16 protein-coding genes are annotated in these 14,821 nt (G+C 70.1%); 5 read left to right on the top strand and 11 right to left on the bottom strand.

The annotated features are described in order from the left end of the window. The first annotated feature begins 57 nt into the window (after positions 1-57). The 3 genes from OH802_RS06700 to OH802_RS06690 all read left to right on the top strand — a co-directional run bounded on the left by OH802_RS06700 (position 58) and on the right by OH802_RS06690 (position 2,321). Positions 58-1,221 (top strand): beta-1,3-glucanase family protein, encoded by a 1,164-nt coding sequence (locus OH802_RS06700; RefSeq protein WP_406026312.1) that lies wholly within the window; start codon positions 58-60, stop codon positions 1,219-1,221. An 86-nt stretch (positions 1,222-1,307) separates the two neighbouring features. After that, positions 1,308-1,718 carry a hypothetical protein gene (locus OH802_RS06695; protein WP_406026310.1) on the top strand — a complete coding sequence of 137 codons (411 nt, stop codon included), beginning with the start codon at positions 1,308-1,310 and terminating at the stop codon, positions 1,716-1,718. Between the two features lie 45 nt (positions 1,719-1,763). Further along, complete coding sequence (locus OH802_RS06690) at positions 1,764-2,321, top strand: hypothetical protein (protein WP_406026308.1); 558 nt, start codon at positions 1,764-1,766, stop codon at positions 2,319-2,321. 42 nt (positions 2,322-2,363) lie between these two features. Here OH802_RS06690 and OH802_RS06685 read toward each other — a convergent pair whose 3' ends face one another. The 7 genes from OH802_RS06685 to OH802_RS06655 form a co-directional block, all read right to left on the bottom strand. Further along, positions 2,364-3,536, bottom strand: coding sequence for a cation:proton antiporter (locus OH802_RS06685; protein ID WP_406026306.1), 1,173 nt, complete (start codon positions 3,534-3,536; stop codon positions 2,364-2,366). Positions 3,537-3,685: 149 nt separating this feature from the next. Further along, the gene (locus OH802_RS06680) at positions 3,686-4,747 is read right to left on the bottom strand and encodes a fatty acid desaturase family protein (RefSeq protein ID WP_406026303.1); all 1,062 of its coding nucleotides are present in this window, start codon (positions 4,745-4,747) and stop codon (positions 3,686-3,688) included. 5 nt (positions 4,748-4,752) lie between these two features. Further along, positions 4,753-5,586: an ABC transporter permease gene (locus tag OH802_RS06675; RefSeq protein WP_406026301.1), complete on the bottom strand. Its 834-nt coding sequence runs from the start codon at positions 5,584-5,586 to the stop codon at positions 4,753-4,755. A 1-nt stretch (position 5,587) separates the two neighbouring features. Continuing rightward, positions 5,588-6,328 (bottom strand): ATP-binding cassette domain-containing protein, encoded by a 741-nt coding sequence (locus tag OH802_RS06670; RefSeq protein WP_355017586.1) that lies wholly within the window; start codon positions 6,326-6,328, stop codon positions 5,588-5,590. Next, positions 6,325-7,146, bottom strand: a complete 822-nt coding sequence (locus OH802_RS06665) for an alpha/beta hydrolase (RefSeq protein WP_406026299.1) — start codon at positions 7,144-7,146, stop codon at positions 6,325-6,327. Before OH802_RS06665 ends, OH802_RS06670 begins: the two co-directional genes overlap by 4 nt. 86 nt (positions 7,147-7,232) lie before the next feature. Beyond that, on the bottom strand, positions 7,233-7,895 hold the full coding sequence (locus OH802_RS06660) for a response regulator (protein ID WP_406026297.1): 663 nt from the start codon (positions 7,893-7,895) through the stop codon (positions 7,233-7,235). Then, positions 7,892-9,091: a sensor histidine kinase gene (locus OH802_RS06655; protein WP_406026294.1), complete on the bottom strand. Its 1,200-nt coding sequence runs from the start codon at positions 9,089-9,091 to the stop codon at positions 7,892-7,894. Before OH802_RS06655 ends, OH802_RS06660 begins: the two co-directional genes overlap by 4 nt. A 140-nt stretch (positions 9,092-9,231) precedes the next feature. Between OH802_RS06655 and OH802_RS06650 the strand changes: the two genes are divergently transcribed. Continuing rightward, the gene (locus tag OH802_RS06650) at positions 9,232-9,678 is read left to right on the top strand and encodes a hypothetical protein (protein WP_406026292.1); all 447 of its coding nucleotides are present in this window, start codon (positions 9,232-9,234) and stop codon (positions 9,676-9,678) included. An 8-nt stretch (positions 9,679-9,686) separates the two neighbouring features. Here the strand turns inward: OH802_RS06650 and OH802_RS06645 are convergent, their stop codons facing one another. Further along, positions 9,687-10,151 carry an SRPBCC domain-containing protein gene (locus OH802_RS06645; RefSeq protein WP_406026290.1) on the bottom strand — a complete coding sequence of 155 codons (465 nt, stop codon included), beginning with the start codon at positions 10,149-10,151 and terminating at the stop codon, positions 9,687-9,689. Positions 10,152-10,247: 96 nt separating this feature from the next. Here OH802_RS06645 and OH802_RS06640 point away from each other — a divergent pair, with 96 nt between their 5' ends. Continuing rightward, positions 10,248-10,718 (top strand): winged helix-turn-helix transcriptional regulator, encoded by a 471-nt coding sequence (locus OH802_RS06640; protein ID WP_406026288.1) that lies wholly within the window; start codon positions 10,248-10,250, stop codon positions 10,716-10,718. Between the two features lie 70 nt (positions 10,719-10,788). Here the strand turns inward: OH802_RS06640 and OH802_RS06635 are convergent, their stop codons facing one another. From OH802_RS06635 to OH802_RS06625, 3 genes are all read right to left on the bottom strand, one after another. After that, positions 10,789-12,090, bottom strand: a complete 1,302-nt coding sequence (locus tag OH802_RS06635) for an MFS transporter (RefSeq protein ID WP_406026286.1) — start codon at positions 12,088-12,090, stop codon at positions 10,789-10,791. Positions 12,091-12,180: 90 nt separating this feature from the next. Continuing rightward, positions 12,181-13,287 (bottom strand): NAD(P)-dependent alcohol dehydrogenase, encoded by a 1,107-nt coding sequence (locus OH802_RS06630; protein ID WP_406026284.1) that lies wholly within the window; start codon positions 13,285-13,287, stop codon positions 12,181-12,183. Continuing rightward, a complete protein-coding gene (locus OH802_RS06625) occupies positions 13,284-14,768 on the bottom strand; it encodes an aldehyde dehydrogenase family protein (RefSeq protein ID WP_406026281.1) in 1,485 nt (494 codons plus the stop codon). Before OH802_RS06625 ends, OH802_RS06630 begins: the two co-directional genes overlap by 4 nt. Between the last annotated feature and the right edge of the window lie 53 nt (positions 14,769-14,821).

The raw sequence follows: 14,821 nt of genomic DNA, 5'->3' as shown, positions 1-14,821 counted from the left end.
CTGTAAAGGCCCCTTACTGTAATTCGGGTTCCTACAGTTCCCCACTCGGGAGGTCCCATGCTGACCAGACGATCTGTACTCGCCGCCACCTCTGCCGCCTTCGCCGTGCCGCTCCTCGGCGGGACCAGCTGGCAGGCCGCACAAGCGATGCGCCCGCAACGAATCGGAGCCCAGGCCACCATCCAGCTCCGCTTCGCCAACCGGACCGGCGCGTACGACAACGCCTCCATCCACTTCTACATCGTCGGCACCAACCTGGCGACGGGCGAGCAGTCCCGGGTCACGCCCGAGGGCACGCTCGTGCCCGTCTCGCTCGCCGACAACGGCGCCGACGGCTACGCCGACTACGCGATCCCGTTCTCGGGCAGCGGCGACACGCTCTCCCAGATCCCCGCCGACATGTCGGGCCGGATCTACTTCTCGCTCGGCGACAAGCTGAAGTTCAAGGTCAACGAGGGCAACGCGCTCGCCTATCCGGCAGCGTGGGTCGAGTCCGACCCCAGCTACGGCGTCCTGCACGACTGCGTCGAGTTCACCTACAAGAGCGGCCGGATCTACTGCAACACCACCATGGTCGACATGTTCAGCGTCCCGCTCTCGATCGCGCTGACCGGCGAGGAGTCCCCGACCACCGGCACCCTCGTCGAGGGCGGCCGCGCGAAGATCTTCTCCGCCGTCTCGGCCTCCCCCGACTTCGGCTCCCTCGTCGTCGACGACCGGCGCATCATCGCGCCGGGACACGGGCTGGACGCGGGGCGGTTCTCCGCCACCTACTTCGACTCCTACATCGACCAGGTGTGGTCGAAGTACGCCGCCGAGGACCTCGTCGTGAAGGCCAACAACGCCACCTTCACCGGCCGGGTCAGCGGCGACCAGTTCGTCTTCGACGGCGGAGTCAAGGCGTTCAGCCGGCCCTCGACCCGGGACGTGCTCTTCTGCGACGGCGCACTGGCCGCTCCCAACGACGGGATCACCGGCCCGGTCGCGGCCGTGCTCGGCGCGGGCTTCAACCGGACCACCCTCCTGGCCTCCGCCGACCAGCCCACCAGCGACCCCGGCGGCTTCTACCAGGGCGATCCGGTCCATGCGTACTGCAAGGCGATGCATGACAACACGGTCGACGGGAAGGCCTACGGGTTCGCCTTCGACGACGTCGGCGGCTTCGCTTCGTACGTCGAGGACAACGCCTCCGAGATGGCGGTGACGCTGACCCCGTTCTGAGGCCGGGTCCGGGCGGGCGATCCCCTCTATCGGGGATCGCCCGCTCGGCTCGCCCGCCGCGCCACGAGGGCCCGTACGGTCACACCATGTCGTACGTCGTCCTCGTGGCGTGGCTCGTCCAGGCAGCGGTCGGAGTCCTGCTGCTGACGGGCTGGTTCCGGCATGGCCGCGTCCGTTCACCGGTGGTGCTCACTCACGTCGGCCTCTCCGTCCTCGGGCTCGCCTGCTGGACGACGTACGTCCTGGTCGACCAGGTCCTCTGGGCATGGGCCGCCCTCCTGCTCATCACCATCGGCAACGGGTTCGGCGACAACATGCTGCTGTGGCGTACGCGGCGGATGGGCGGCAGCCACCTCTCGACGGTCAACGCCTACAAGGTCGCGCTCCGCTCGATCTTCAAACGCAGGCTGCCGCTCCGGGTCGGCTTCCACGCCCTGTTCGCCGGCGTCGTCTACTTCTCCACCCTGGCCGTCTGCGTCGTAGCAACCGTCTCCTAGCCCGTTCGGCCGTGCGAGGCACCGCGCGGCCGGGATACTGGGGCCATGGGTGCGGGTGGGGCGGTTCTGATCATCGTCGTCGGGGCGGTCCTGCTGTTCTTCGTGGCGGTCGCGCTGGTCCTGCTCGTGGCTGCCGGAGTGGTGCGGTTGTCGGGGAAGAACCCCAAGCCGCTGGCCTGGTCCGGGGTCGGCGTGCTCGCGGTGCCGGTGCTGTTCGTCGCCACGCTGGTCGTGTGGTCCCAGCTCACCCGCGACCCCGACACCATCGAGCTCGACCTGCGCGAGCCGATCCGGCTCTCCAGCCTGCCCGAGGACAACGAGGAGTTCCCGGGGATGCGCGACTACAACAGCGACCGGATCGACCTGGTGCTGCCCGACGGCGAGCGCTTCGAGGCCGAGGTCGACGGGGTGCTGATCTGGTCCGACGACGGGTACGTCACCCGGGTCACCTTCGACCGGCGAGCGCGCGACGAGGGCGAGGCCGAGACCCTCGGCGCCACCTGGGAGGCCGAGCTGGACGGCTCCGGCACCGTCGACGTCGAGCCGGACTACTCCGACCACGGGCGGGTCCGGGCGGCGGTGCTCGCCGATCCGACCTCGTAGGGCATGCCGTCTCGACTGGACGGTAGGCGCTTCAGGGGCGGGTCAAGAGCCAGTCGGCGTGTCCGCTCCGGACCGGGACTCATCGCGAGGCCGCGACCTGCCCAACAGCACAGTCGCAAGCATGGGCAACAAGAGCACGGTGGTAGCGCCGGCGCCCACGAGCACCGAGGCGCTCTCGGTCGACATCTCACCCGATGACACCGAGACCGAGGTCACCGCGACGATGATGGGCAGCCCGGTGGCGGCGAAGAGCGCCACCGCCGCGCCGTCGCGGGTGTCGAAGCGGTCCTGGGGTGGCCCGAGAAAACGGCTGGCGATGAACACGGGAAGGGCGCGGGCGATCAGGATGAGCGCGAGCACGGCCGCGAAGGCGCCGGGGTTGCGCCCGATGGCTCGTGGATCGATGGCCATTCCCGAGGTCACGAAGAACACGGGCACGAGCAGTCCGAAGGCGATGCCCTCGAGCCGCGCCTCGAACCTCTCGTCGCCGTCTGGGAGGGCCAGCCGGAGGATGAAGCCGGCTGCGAACGCAGCGAGCACGATGTCCAGGTCGAGTTCGTGCGCGACGAAGCTGAGGGTGACCAGCAGCAGGAGAGTCAGCCGCAGTGGGGTTTGACTGGTCGACTCCGCCCCATGACGAATGTGGACGAGCAACCACGAGCTGCCACCGCGCAGCCGAAGCGACGGGATCGTCAGCAGGAGAGCCACCGCGGCGAAGAGCAGCAGGATCAGGAGCGATGTCGTCGCGCCGCGGGTGCCCAGAAGCAGTGCCATGGCCACGACGGGCCCGAGCTCACCGTACGCACCGTGGCGCAGCACAGACTCGCCCACACGTCCTGTGGTCATGCCAGAGTCCTTGAGGATCGGCAGCAGGGTTCCCAGGGCGGTCGACGTCAGGGCGATGGCCAGGGCCACTTCTGCATCAACCACCCCCGCTGCAGCCAGCAAGGCCGTGAGGGCGAACGCCAGGCCGAGACACGTCAACCAGGTCAGACCCGCGCGTCGCCCGGCCCGCCCGATAAGCTCCGCAGGTTTGATCTCGAAGCCGGCCAGAAGGAACAGCATGCCCAGGCCGAGCTCGCTCAGCAGCTCGATGGGCGGGCCTTCGACGGCCAATGTGAGCCCGAACGGCCCGATCAGCATTCCGAGTCCGAGGAGAAGGACGACCTCCGGGACCAGGCGGCGTGGGATCAAGCCAGCGACGATGGGAGCCACGACGGCGACGATCGAGATCCAGAGCAGTGACTCGGCAACGGAAGGCATGCGATTCCTCTCCCCGGGATTCGGCCCTGGACTCCGTCAGCACGGTAGTTGGACGCCGGGACCGCCCCCTCACCCACGATGGGCGATGTCCGGCCACCCGGTCAGCCCGTCCTGTTGACCACGACGAACGGGCAGGCGAAGGGGTCGCGGTCGCCGAGGCCGACGCGGTTGAGGTGGCGTACGACGATGGCGTACGACTCCAGGAGACCGGCCTCGGTGTAGGGGACGCCCTGCTCGGCGCAGTAGGCACGGACCAGGGGCTGGGCGCGGCGAAGGCTGCTGCTCGGCATGCTGGGGAAGAGGTGGTGCTCGATCTGCAGGTTCAGGCCGCCCATGAGCCAGTCAACCCAGCGCCCGCCGCGGATGTTGCGGGAGGTGAGGACCTGGCGGGAGAGGAAGTCGATCCTGGTGTCGCGCGGGACGAGCGGCATGCCCTTGTGGTTGGGGGCGAAGCTGGCGCCCATGTAGACGCCGAAGACCGCCAGCTGCACGCCCAGGAACGCCGCGCCGAGCCCGAGACCAAGAACCGAGCAGACCAGCACCGGCCAGCCGATCAGCCGCACCGCTAGGAGCGCTGCCTCCGTACGCCGATGCTTGAGGTCTCGGTCGCCGATCACGGTGCGGACGGCGCCGACGTGGAGGTTGATGCCTTCGAGGGTCAGCAGCGGGAAGAACAGCCATCCCTGGCGGGCGGTGAGCCACCGCTTGAGACCTGTACGCCGCTCGACGTCCTCGGGTGTGAACAGCAGGACCGAGGGGCGGATGTCCTCGTCCGCGTCGACCTTGTTCGGATTGGCGTGATGGCGCGTGTGCTTGCGCATCCACCAGCCGTAGCTCAGCCCGACGACCAGGTTGCCGAGGATGCGAGAGGCCCATTCGTTCTTCGGGCCCGAGGCGAAGATCTGACGGTGGGCGCCGTCATGGGAGAGGAACGCCGTCTGGGTGAACAGGAGCCCGAAGGCCGCCGCGACCAGCAGCTGCCACCAGGTCTGTCCGAGGGCGAGCAGGGCGATCAGCGCGAGCGCGAAGCCAGTGCCGAGGAGCGCCGCACGCCGGACGTACGTCCTCGGCGACCGCGCCAGGAGACCCTCCTGCCTGACCCGACTCATCAGCTCGGTGTAGGCGTTGACCTGACGGTGCGCCTGGCTCGGGAGCGTGGTCATCGTGGTCACCGCCCCAGGCGGCGCAACCGCGCCATGGCCAGCGGGAGGCAGACCGCGATGATGGCGACCGGCCAGAGGACGGCCATGGTCAGGGCGTGCTCGCCGACCCAGGTGGTGGCGGGGGCGGCCATGTTGCCGAAGAGCTCGCGGGTGGCGATGACGGTGGAGGAGAGCGGGTTCCACTCGGCGGGGAGGGCGAGCCAGCCCGGCATCAGGTCGGTCGGCACGATCGTGTCGGCGACCATGGCGAGCGGGAAGACGAGCGCGAAGTACTTCATCGCCGCCTCGGGACCGCTGACCAGCAGGCCGAGCAGGATGCCGACCCAGGAGAAGGCCAGCCTGAGGAGGACCAGGAGCCCGAGCGCGGCGATCACCGCGCCGAGCCCGAGATGGGCCTGCCAGCCGAACAGCGTGCCGAGCGCCAGCAGGATGGTCAGCTCGACCACGGCCAGGATCATGTCGGCCATTGCTCGCCCGGCGAGCACCGCCACCGGCGACATGGGGAGGGATCTCATCCGGTCCAGCACCCCGCCGCGTACGTCCTCGGCGACCGAGATCGTCGTGTTGCCGATGCCGAACGCCATGGTGAGCGCGAAGAGGCCGGGGAGCAAGAACTCGCGGTACTCCGCGCCCGGCACGTCCATCGCGACTCCGAAGGCCTCGCCGAAGACGAAGCCGAACATGGCCACGGCCATCACCGGGATCATCAGAGTGCCGAGAAGCTCGTCGGGGCGGCGTACGAGATGGAGGAGGTGGCGCTTGGCCACGACCCAGGTGTCGACCGCCGCCCACGTGATGCGTGATCCGTGGGTGTCGGCGACGTCGGTCAGGGTGCTCATCTCAGGCCCCCTCGGTCAAGAGCAGGAACGCCTCGTCGAGGTCACGGCCGCCGACGCTGGACTTCAGCTCGGCGGGCGACCCCTCGGCGACGACACGACCGCGGTCGACCATCGTGATGCGTGAACACAACCGGTCGGCCTCCTCCAGGTACTGGGTGGTCAGCAGCACGGTCGTGCCGGAGTCGGCCAGCTCGCGGACCGCGTCCCAGACCTCGAGCCGGCTGCGCGGGTCGAGGCCGGTGGTGGGCTCGTCGAGGAAGAGCACCCGCGGGCTGCGGATGAGGCTGACCGCGAGGTCGAGCCGCCTGCGCATGCCTCCGGAGTAACCCTTCACCGGGCGGCCTGCGGCCTCGACGAGGTCGAAACGCTCGAGCAACTCGTCCGCGCGGGCTCGTGCCTCCCGGGCCCGCATCCGGTGCAGACGGGCGAACATCTCCAGGTTCTGACGGCCGCTCAGGATGCCATCCACGGCGGCGTACTGTCCGGCGATGCCGATGCGCGCTCGCACGCCCGCCCGGTCACGGGCGACGTTGCGGCCGGCGACCCAGGCCTGGCCCGAGTCGAACGAGGCGAGCGTGGCCAGGATGCGTACGGTCGTGGTCTTGCCGGCGCCGTTGGGGCCGAGCAGGCCGTGGACGGTACCGGCGGGGACGGCGAGGTCGATGCCGTCCAGGGCGGCGCCGCGGCCGGGGTAGCTCTTGCGGAGTGCCTGGGTCCAGATGGCGGGTTCGTCGGTGATCATGCTGCTGCCTCCATGGCTGCGATGGATCGTGCGGGTCGGGGTGTGCGCGGGGTGGTGGTGAGGCCGGCCGGGGTCACCTCGTCGTAGCGGCCCAGAGCGATCCGGGCGATGTTGAGCAGCGACTCGCTGCCCTCGGCGTAGTAGCCGCAGTGGCCGGGGATGTCGCCGGTCCCGAATCGGGTCGCGCCGAGCTCGGGATGAAGGGGGCCGCGTCCCAGACCGAGTCGGCCGACCCGCACCTGCGGGACCAGCCGGATCCGGTCGGTCTCGCCGTACGCGGCCCAGAGCCGGGTGCGCGACCCGAGCTCCGAGCGGTGCACGACGCCCATCCCCGGGCTGCCCAGGGCGACGCAGTCCTCGGCACGAGCGCTGGCCAGGGCGAGGCCGGCCACCGTCGAGCCGTAGCTGTGGCCGACCAGGGTGAGGTGGGCGGCGCGCGGCAGGTAGTGGGTGAGGTGCGCCAGATCCTGTGCACCGGCGTAGGCGGGCCCGTTGGTGATCGCGTTGTACCACTCCGGCGGCGAGTGGTAGCCCAGCCAGACCACGACGGCCGACCGGCTCTCGGGTGCGATCGCCTGCATCGTACGCAGCAGCAGCTGCCCCCGTGAGCGCGGACTGTGAGCCTCGGTGCTGGTGAAGTAGTTGCCGAGGTGGTGGCCGTTGCCGGGCACCACGACCGCGATGTGGTCGGCGGTCACGACGTCCCCGAAGGCCTCCACCACACGTGCTCCCCCGGGAGGGTCGCAGGCGAGGAGGTTGGGTCCGATGGTTCCATCGGCCTCGTTGAGGCCGTATCTGAGCGGCGTCACAACTGTCATGGCCGTGACGGTAGGAATCAGGTCTCCCGCCGCGCGTCACTCCCGGGAGCCATTCGACCCCCTACCGGGGTAGTGCGGGATGTCCCCTAGACGTGCGGCGCGACCAGGCCGCTCTCGTAGGCGAACACCACGGCCTGAGCGCGATCCCGCAGGCCGAGCTTGCCGAGGATGCGGCTGACGTGGGTCTTCACGGTCTGCTCGGCGAGGAAGAGCTCGGCGGCGATCTCGCTGTTGGAGCTGCCGCGGGCGATGTGCTCGAGCACCTCGCGCTCACGCTCGGTGAGCTGCTTGAGACGCGGGTCGGCGCGCCTCCTCCTGGGCGCACGGGCGAACTGGGCGATCACCTGTCGGGTCACCGACGGCGAGAGCAGCGCCTCGCCGGCATGGACCACCCGGATCGCGGAGGCGAGCTCGTCGGGCGAGGCGTCCTTGAGCAGGAACCCGCTGGCGCCGAGGCGCAGCGACTCGTGGACGTACTCGTCGGCGTCGAAGGTGGTCAGCATGACCACCTTGGTCTGTGCGGTGGCCGGGTTCTCGGAGAGCTGCCGGAGCGCCTCGATCCCGTCCATCACCGGCATCCGGACGTCCATCAGCACCACGTCGGGATGCGTACGCCGCACCACCTGCAACGCCTCGGAACCGTCGGCGGCCGTGCCGACCACCTCGAGGTCCGGTTGGGTGCTGAGCAGCGCCACGAAGCCGGAGCGCACCATCTCCTGGTCGTCGACGACCACGATCTTCACCGTCACGGGGTCTTCCTACCGCGTTTGGCCGGTGTGCGCACCGCGGTTTGGATCGGGAGCAGCGCCTCGACGACGAACTCGTTCCCGTCGCGGGCACCGGCGGTGACGCTCCCGCCGACCGCGTTGGCTCGCTCCCGCATCCCGATCAGCCCATGACCCCCGCCGGCCGCTTCTTTGTCGGACGCTGCGGTGGCGCCATCGAGAGCGTTGGCGACCCGGATCTCGAGGTCCTTCTCCCCCATCGCCAGATCGACTCCGACCGGCTCGCTGGGAGCGTGGCGGCGGGCGTTGCTGAGTGCCTCCTGCACGATCCGGTAGGCCGCGGTGCCCACCTCCGGGGCCACGTCGGTGAGCTCCGGAAGCTCACCCCGCACCTCGACCCGCTGCCCGGTTCCGCGGGCCGACTCGAAGAGCTCGGCCAGTCCGTCGATGCCCGGCACCGGGACGCGGCCCGACTGCCCCTCCTCCGTACGCAGCACGTCGAGCACCCCGCGCATCTGCCGCAGCGCCGAGGCCGCCAGGTCGGCGATCTCGGCGAACTCCGCCTCGGCCGCCGGGCTGACGTCGTCGACCCGGTGCGGTGCCGACCTGGCCTGCACGGTGATCAGCGACATGTTGTGGGCGATCACGTCGTGCAACTCGCGGGCGATGCGGGCCTTCTCCTCGACGACCGAGCGACGCTCGTGCTCCTCGCGCAAGGCGCTGCGGCTCTCGGCCAGCCGTCTGGCGACTGTGGCAAGGGCGCCCAGCAGCAGCGCGAGCGAGGCGAAGTTGGCCACCTCGACGAGGGAGGTGACGAAGTGGTTCCAGGCCAGTCCGACCACGGCCAGGACCAGCCCAGCCGCGACCTGGATGCCCAGGGTGATCGCTGCCAGCCGCCACCCCGCGACCAGGGTCAGCACCAGCAGCACCAGCAGCTGGGTCAGCGTCGGCGGCGCCACCATCCACGGCCAGCCTTCCGGGCTCTCCCGCGCGACCGCCAGCGCGGCCACCGTGACCGCGACCAGGGAGAGACCGGCTGCCTCCACCGGACGCCGGAGCGCCAACGGAATCGAGGCGGCGTGGGTGGCCCCGACCAGCAGAGCGACCCCGCCCGCGACCTCGTAGGGGTCGGTGGTCAGGACCGCGGCCTCCACGATCGCGAGCACAGTCGCGGCGACGTACAACGCCAGCCGACCGCGGCCGGGCCAGGTCTTCAGCATGTTTCAAGTAATACCAGGCACGAGAGCAGGACTGGCGGGCCATCGACCGCGCGAGGAGTGGTCGCTTTGGGCCCACCCGAGCGGCTCCGGCGGGCCCAAAGTGACCACTCCTCACCGGCGGATGTGGTGGACTACCCGCCGTGTTGTTCCTGATCCTGATCGTGATCGCCCTGCTCGCCGTCCCGGTGAGCTTCGTTGCGTACGGCGCCCTCACCGTCCGCGGGCAGCGTCGGGCGCTCGCGGCGTTCCGGGCGACTGCGCATGCCTACTTCACCCGGCCGCAGATGGGGATGTGGAAGCTCTCGGCGACGATCCTCGTGGTGAGCCCGGACGAGGTCTCCGTCTGGAAGAGCGGCCCGGGGCAGCCGACGCGACTGCTCGCGCTTCCCAGTCGGGGCGCGACCGTTGGGGCGGCTGAGGTCAGGATCAACGCCGCGAGGGTCGTCGAGGGTTTCGTCATCACCTCCGCCGACGGCCAGAGCGTCCCTCTCACCCTCTGGCCGGAGCCGACCATGGGTGTCGCGAAGCCGCACACCGGCGCGCTGCTCGTTCAGACGATCGACGAGATCCGGGGCCTACTCGGCTGAGCGTCGCGTCACCGGCCCACCGCGGCCTTGTCCTCGTCCTGCGTCCGGATCGTGCCCTCACCGGACTCGATCCGGCCCTTGAGGCTGACGGTGATGTAGTGGGTCCACGCGTCGTAGCAGACGTCGAAGCACTCGTCGCCGCGCGCGAGGCCCTCGTGGGTGAAGGTCACGCGGGTCTGTCCGCCGTCGCGGGCGATGTCGAAGCGTCCGGTCGTGCCGATCCACTCCTTCTTGTCCGCGATGAAGTCGAGGTAGCCGTCGGTGAACTCCCACACGACGCGCTCCTCCGGGACCAGCTCCTTGACGAGCTGCTTGGAGTAGTGGATGTCGGGCACCAGATAGAACCACTCGGCACCGACCTGGTCGGTGGGCCCGGCGATGTGGTGCCCCCACCAGGAACGTACGTCGTTGATGGCTTCGTACGCCTCCTGAGGGGTGGCGTCGACGGTGAAGGATGCGGTCAGGTCGCTCATGGCTGTCCCCTTGGAATCGGATGTGACTTGCATCATGCAAGCACCACCGTAGACACACGCACTTTCATCATGCAAGTGATTTGCTAGAGTCGCCCCGTGCTCGGAAAGACGTACGACGGCCAGATCTGCTCTATCGCCCGCTCCCTGGAGATCGTGGGCGAGCGCTGGACGCTGCTGATCCTGCGGGACGCGATCTTCGCCGGCGTCACGCGGTACGGCGACTTCCAGCACAACCTCGGCATCTCCACGAACATCCTGAAGACGCGCCTCGCCACGCTCGTCGAGTCCGGCCTGATGACGCGCGATGACGCCGGTGACTATCGGCCCACCGCGATGGCCCAGGGCCTGCGGCCGGCGCTGATCGCGCTCACGGAGTGGGGAGACACCTGGTTCGCTCTCGACGGGCGACCGATCGACTACCTGCACGCCGACTGCGGCGATCCGGTCCACATCGAGACCCGGTGCGAGCAGCACGGGCAGATTCCCCCTGATCAGGTCGTGGTGCGACCCGGCCCGGGCATGCCCGCGGAATACCTCGCGGCTCGGCGGCCGGTTCGAGACCGATGACGTCTCGGCGACCCACGTCGACTCACCGTGCCCGCCGCGGTTCACGCGGCGGGCGCGGTGTGCCATGGGGTCAGGCGTCGACGAGCTCCCGGTCGCTGGTCTCGCCGAGCCGGACCAGGGAGAACACGCTCAGCAGGCAGAACGCCGCGATGACCGTGGAGAGCATGACGGTGCTGGCACCGGCCTTCTGGAGCGAGGCGAAGAGGAGCGGTGAGAGACCCGCGCCCATGCCGGCGAGCTGGTAGCCGAGCGAGGCACCCGTGTAGCGCGACGAGGTCTTGAAGACCTCGCTCATCAGCGCGGCGAGCGGGCCATAGAAGGCGGCATGGATGACCGACTGCCCCAGGACGACCGCGAGCACCAGCAGCGCGACACTGCCGCTGTCGAGCATCGGGAAGAGCAGGTACGCGAAGACCGCGGTCGCGACGGCGGCAGTGAGGACCACCGGCCGGCGGCCGACCCGGTCGGTGAGCGCCGACCAGCCGATGATGCCGATGACAGCGCCGGCCGAGGAGACGGTCAGCGCATTGAGCACCGTCGGGCGCTCGAAGCCGGCCCCGAGGGCGTAGCTGATCAGGAAGGTGGTCAGCGTCCCCTGCACGACGAAGGCACCGAGCCCGACGCCGACGGCCAGCAGGAGCGTACGCGGGTGGTTGCGGAGGACGTCGAGCAGCGGCGTACGCGCCTCTGCCTTCTTCTCCTTCATCGCCTCGAAGGCGGGCGACTCGGTCACACTGAGGCGGATCCACAGGCCGACCGCGAGCAGGACGATGCTCAGCAGGAAAGGCACGCGCCAGCCCCACGCGGTGAACTGCTCGGGCGTGGTGACCGAGGCCATCACCGCCATCACCGCGGTCGAGAGGACCATGCCCGCCGGGGCGCCGGCGTTGGTGAACGAGGCCCACAGCCCGCGCCGGGAGGTGGCGTGCTCGGCGGTGATCAGCACCGCGCCGCCCCACTCGCCGCCGATCGCGACGCCCTGGATGACCCGGAGCAGGACGAGGAGAACCGGCGCGGCCGCACCGATCTGGCCGTACGTCGGCAGGCAGCCGATCAGGAAGCTGACCACACCCATGATCAGCATGGTCAGGACCAGCATCTTCTTCCGGCCGAGCCGGTCACCGAAGTGGCCGAAGATCACGCCGCCGAGCGGGCGCGCCAGGTAGCCGGCGGCGAAGGTGCCGAAGGACGCGATCGTGCCGGTCACCGGGTCGAGGTTGGAGAAGAAGACCTGGTTGAAGACCACGGCCGAGGCGGTGGAGTAGAGCAGGAAGTCGTAGTACTCGATCAAGCTGCCCGTGAAGCTGCTGGCCACGATCCGGCCCATCTGCGTACGTGGACCGGTCGTGCTGCCGCCGGAGGTGAGGGTCATTGGGGGCTCCATTCAGGATTCCTGTTTATCAGGATTCCTGTCAATTCTGGGTGATGCACGTCACGCCTGTCAAGGAGCCCCCATGACCGGTTAGAAGGTGAGCACAGGTTTCACCGTGACGCCCGAGACCATGTCGGCGACGGCCGTCTGGATGTCCTCGAACGGGTAGCGCCGGACCAACCGGTCCAGCGGCATCCGCCCGTCGGCGACCAGGCGCGCGAGTGCCGGGATGAGGGTGCGGGTCTCGGCGTCACCGAGGGTCAGCCCCGTCACCCGCTTGCCGGGCAGCATCGCGTTCACGTCGATCCCCACCTCGGTGCCGAAAGGCGGCGCCCCGACGATGACCGCGGTGCCCCGCGCGCGGAGGGCGTCGATGCCGTGGCGGAGTACGCCGGTGTTGCCGGTCGTCTCCACGACGCCGTCCGCGCCACCGCCTGTCAGGTCCGTCAGCGCCGAGGCCAGGGCGTCGACCTGACCGGCGTCGATGACGTCGGTCGCCCCCAGCTCGCGCGCCAGCTCGAGCCGCTCGGCCACCCGGTCCACCGCGATGATCCGGGTGGCCGGGGTGAGACGTGCGGCCATCACCGCGGACAGGCCGACGGCACCCGCGCCGAGGACCACCACCGAGGATCCTGGGCGCGGGGCGAGCACGTTCCAGACCGCACCGACCCCGGTCTGCACTCCACACCCGAGCGGCGCGAGCAGGGACAGGTCGGCCTCCGGGTCGACGCGTACGGCGCTGCGCTCGTCGACGACGGCGAGGCGGGAGAAGGAGGACTGGCCGAAGAAGTGGCCCCCGATCGGCTCCCCCTCCCTCCGCACCGGCGGGGTCCCGTCCATCCGGGCGCCGCCGATGAGGTTGGCGGGAAGCCAGACGTCGCAATAGGCCGGGTGGCCGTCACGGCACTGGGCGCAGCTCCCGCAGGAGCTGAACGACAGCAGCACCTGGTCGCCGGGCGCGAGGCTGCGTACTCCGGATCCGACCTCCAGGACCACACCGGCGCCCTCGTGCCCGAGCACGCCCGGGAGCGGGAACGGCAGTCCGCCGCTCGCCACCCCGAGGTCGGTGTGGCACAGCCCGGCGGCGACCATCCGCACCAGGATCTCGTCAGGACGGAGCGCGTCGAGCTCGACGTCTCCGATGGTGAACGGGGCGCCGGCAGACTCGACCACCGCCGCCTGGGTCGTGGTGCTCATGACTCCTCCTGAGGGGTCGGCGGAAGGGAGATGACGACGGATCGGACCTTCGTGTACGCCTCGAGCGCCTCCGGGCCGTACTCGCGGCCGAAACCGGACTGCTTGACACCGCCGAACGGCACCGCGGGGTCGAGCATCGCCCAGTCGTTGACCCAGACGATGCCGGCGTCGAGCCTGCCCGCGACCCGGTGCGCCCGGGCGAGGTCGCGGGTGTGCAGCCCAGCCGCCAGCCCGTACGCCGTGGAGTTGGCGAGCGCCACGGCCTCGTCCTCGTCCGCGAACGGCTGCACCGTGAGGACGGGCCCGAAGACCTCCTCGTTGACGACGCGTGAGTCCGCGGGCAGCCCGGTGATCACCGTCGGCGCGTAGTAGAACCCATCGGCGAGGTCACCTCCGAGCTCCGGACGTTCGCCGCCGGTGACGATCTGGCCGCCCTCCTGGCGGGCCAGGGCGACGTACTCCTCGACCTTCTTGCGGTGCTGGTCGCCGGCCATCGGGCCGATGATCGTCGCCGGGTCTCGCGGATCGCCGAGGGGTACGCCCGGGACGGCGTGCCGGAGGATGTCGACCACCGTGTCGTGGATCTCCGCGGCGACGAGCAGCCGCGGTCCGGCCATGCAGAACTGGCCGGTGTTGAACACGAAGGCCTTGATGATGGCGCCCACGGCGATCTCGATATCGGCGTCGGCGAAGACCAGGTGCGCGCCGTTGCCGCCGAGCTCCATGGTGACGGGCTTCAGGTGCTCGCCCGCGACACTCGCAGCCCGGCGACCGACGGCCGTCGACCCGGTGAACGCGATCTTGTCGACCCCGGGGTGACGTAGCAGTGCGTCGCCGGCCTCCGGGCCGGTCCCGGTCACGACGTTGAGTACGCCGTCGGGCACCCCGGCATCGGAAAGGAGCCGGGCCATGAACAGCGCGCTGAGCGGGGTGTCGTCGGCCGGCTTGTGGACGACGGTGTTGCCGGCCGCCAGGGCGGCCGCGATCTTCGTGCTGGACAGGATCAACGGGAAGTTGAACGGGGTGATGGCTCCGACCACGCCCAGGGGCTCGCGGCGGGTGTAGGCGAGGGCCGGGATGGGCGTGTCCCGCACGGACCCGTCGAGGGTCTGCGCCAGCGCGGAGCAGTACTCGTACTGCTGGGCGGCGGTCTCGACGTCGACGTGTCGGGCCAGGGTCACGGGCTTCCCGACGTCTCGGCTCTCGACCTCGACCAGCTCGTCGGCCCGCTCGCGGATCAGGTCGGCGACACGGTGCAGGATGCGGGCGCGGTCGCGGCCGCTCATCCGTGGCCACGGCCCGGCGTCGAAGGCCTCCCGGGCGGCGGCCACCGCGGCGGCTACGTCGGCGGCGTCGCCCGCAGGCACGCTCGTCAGCACCTTGCCGGTGCTGGGATCCGTGACGTCCATCCTGCGGCCGCTCACCGACTCGGTCGGACGGCCGCCGATGAAGAGCTGCTGGTCCTCGTACGTGGCGGGCATGTCAGTTGCCCTTCGCGCGGTGCGTCCCGACCGGCCGAGGGTCATGGACCGGT

It is taken from the genome of Nocardioides sp. NBC_00850 (genome assembly GCF_045207335.1).
Lineage (GTDB): Bacteria > Actinomycetota > Actinomycetes > Propionibacteriales > Nocardioidaceae > Nocardioides.
The sequence above is the reverse complement of the archived record's forward strand: the minus strand, read 5'-3'. Positions and strand labels throughout refer to the sequence as shown.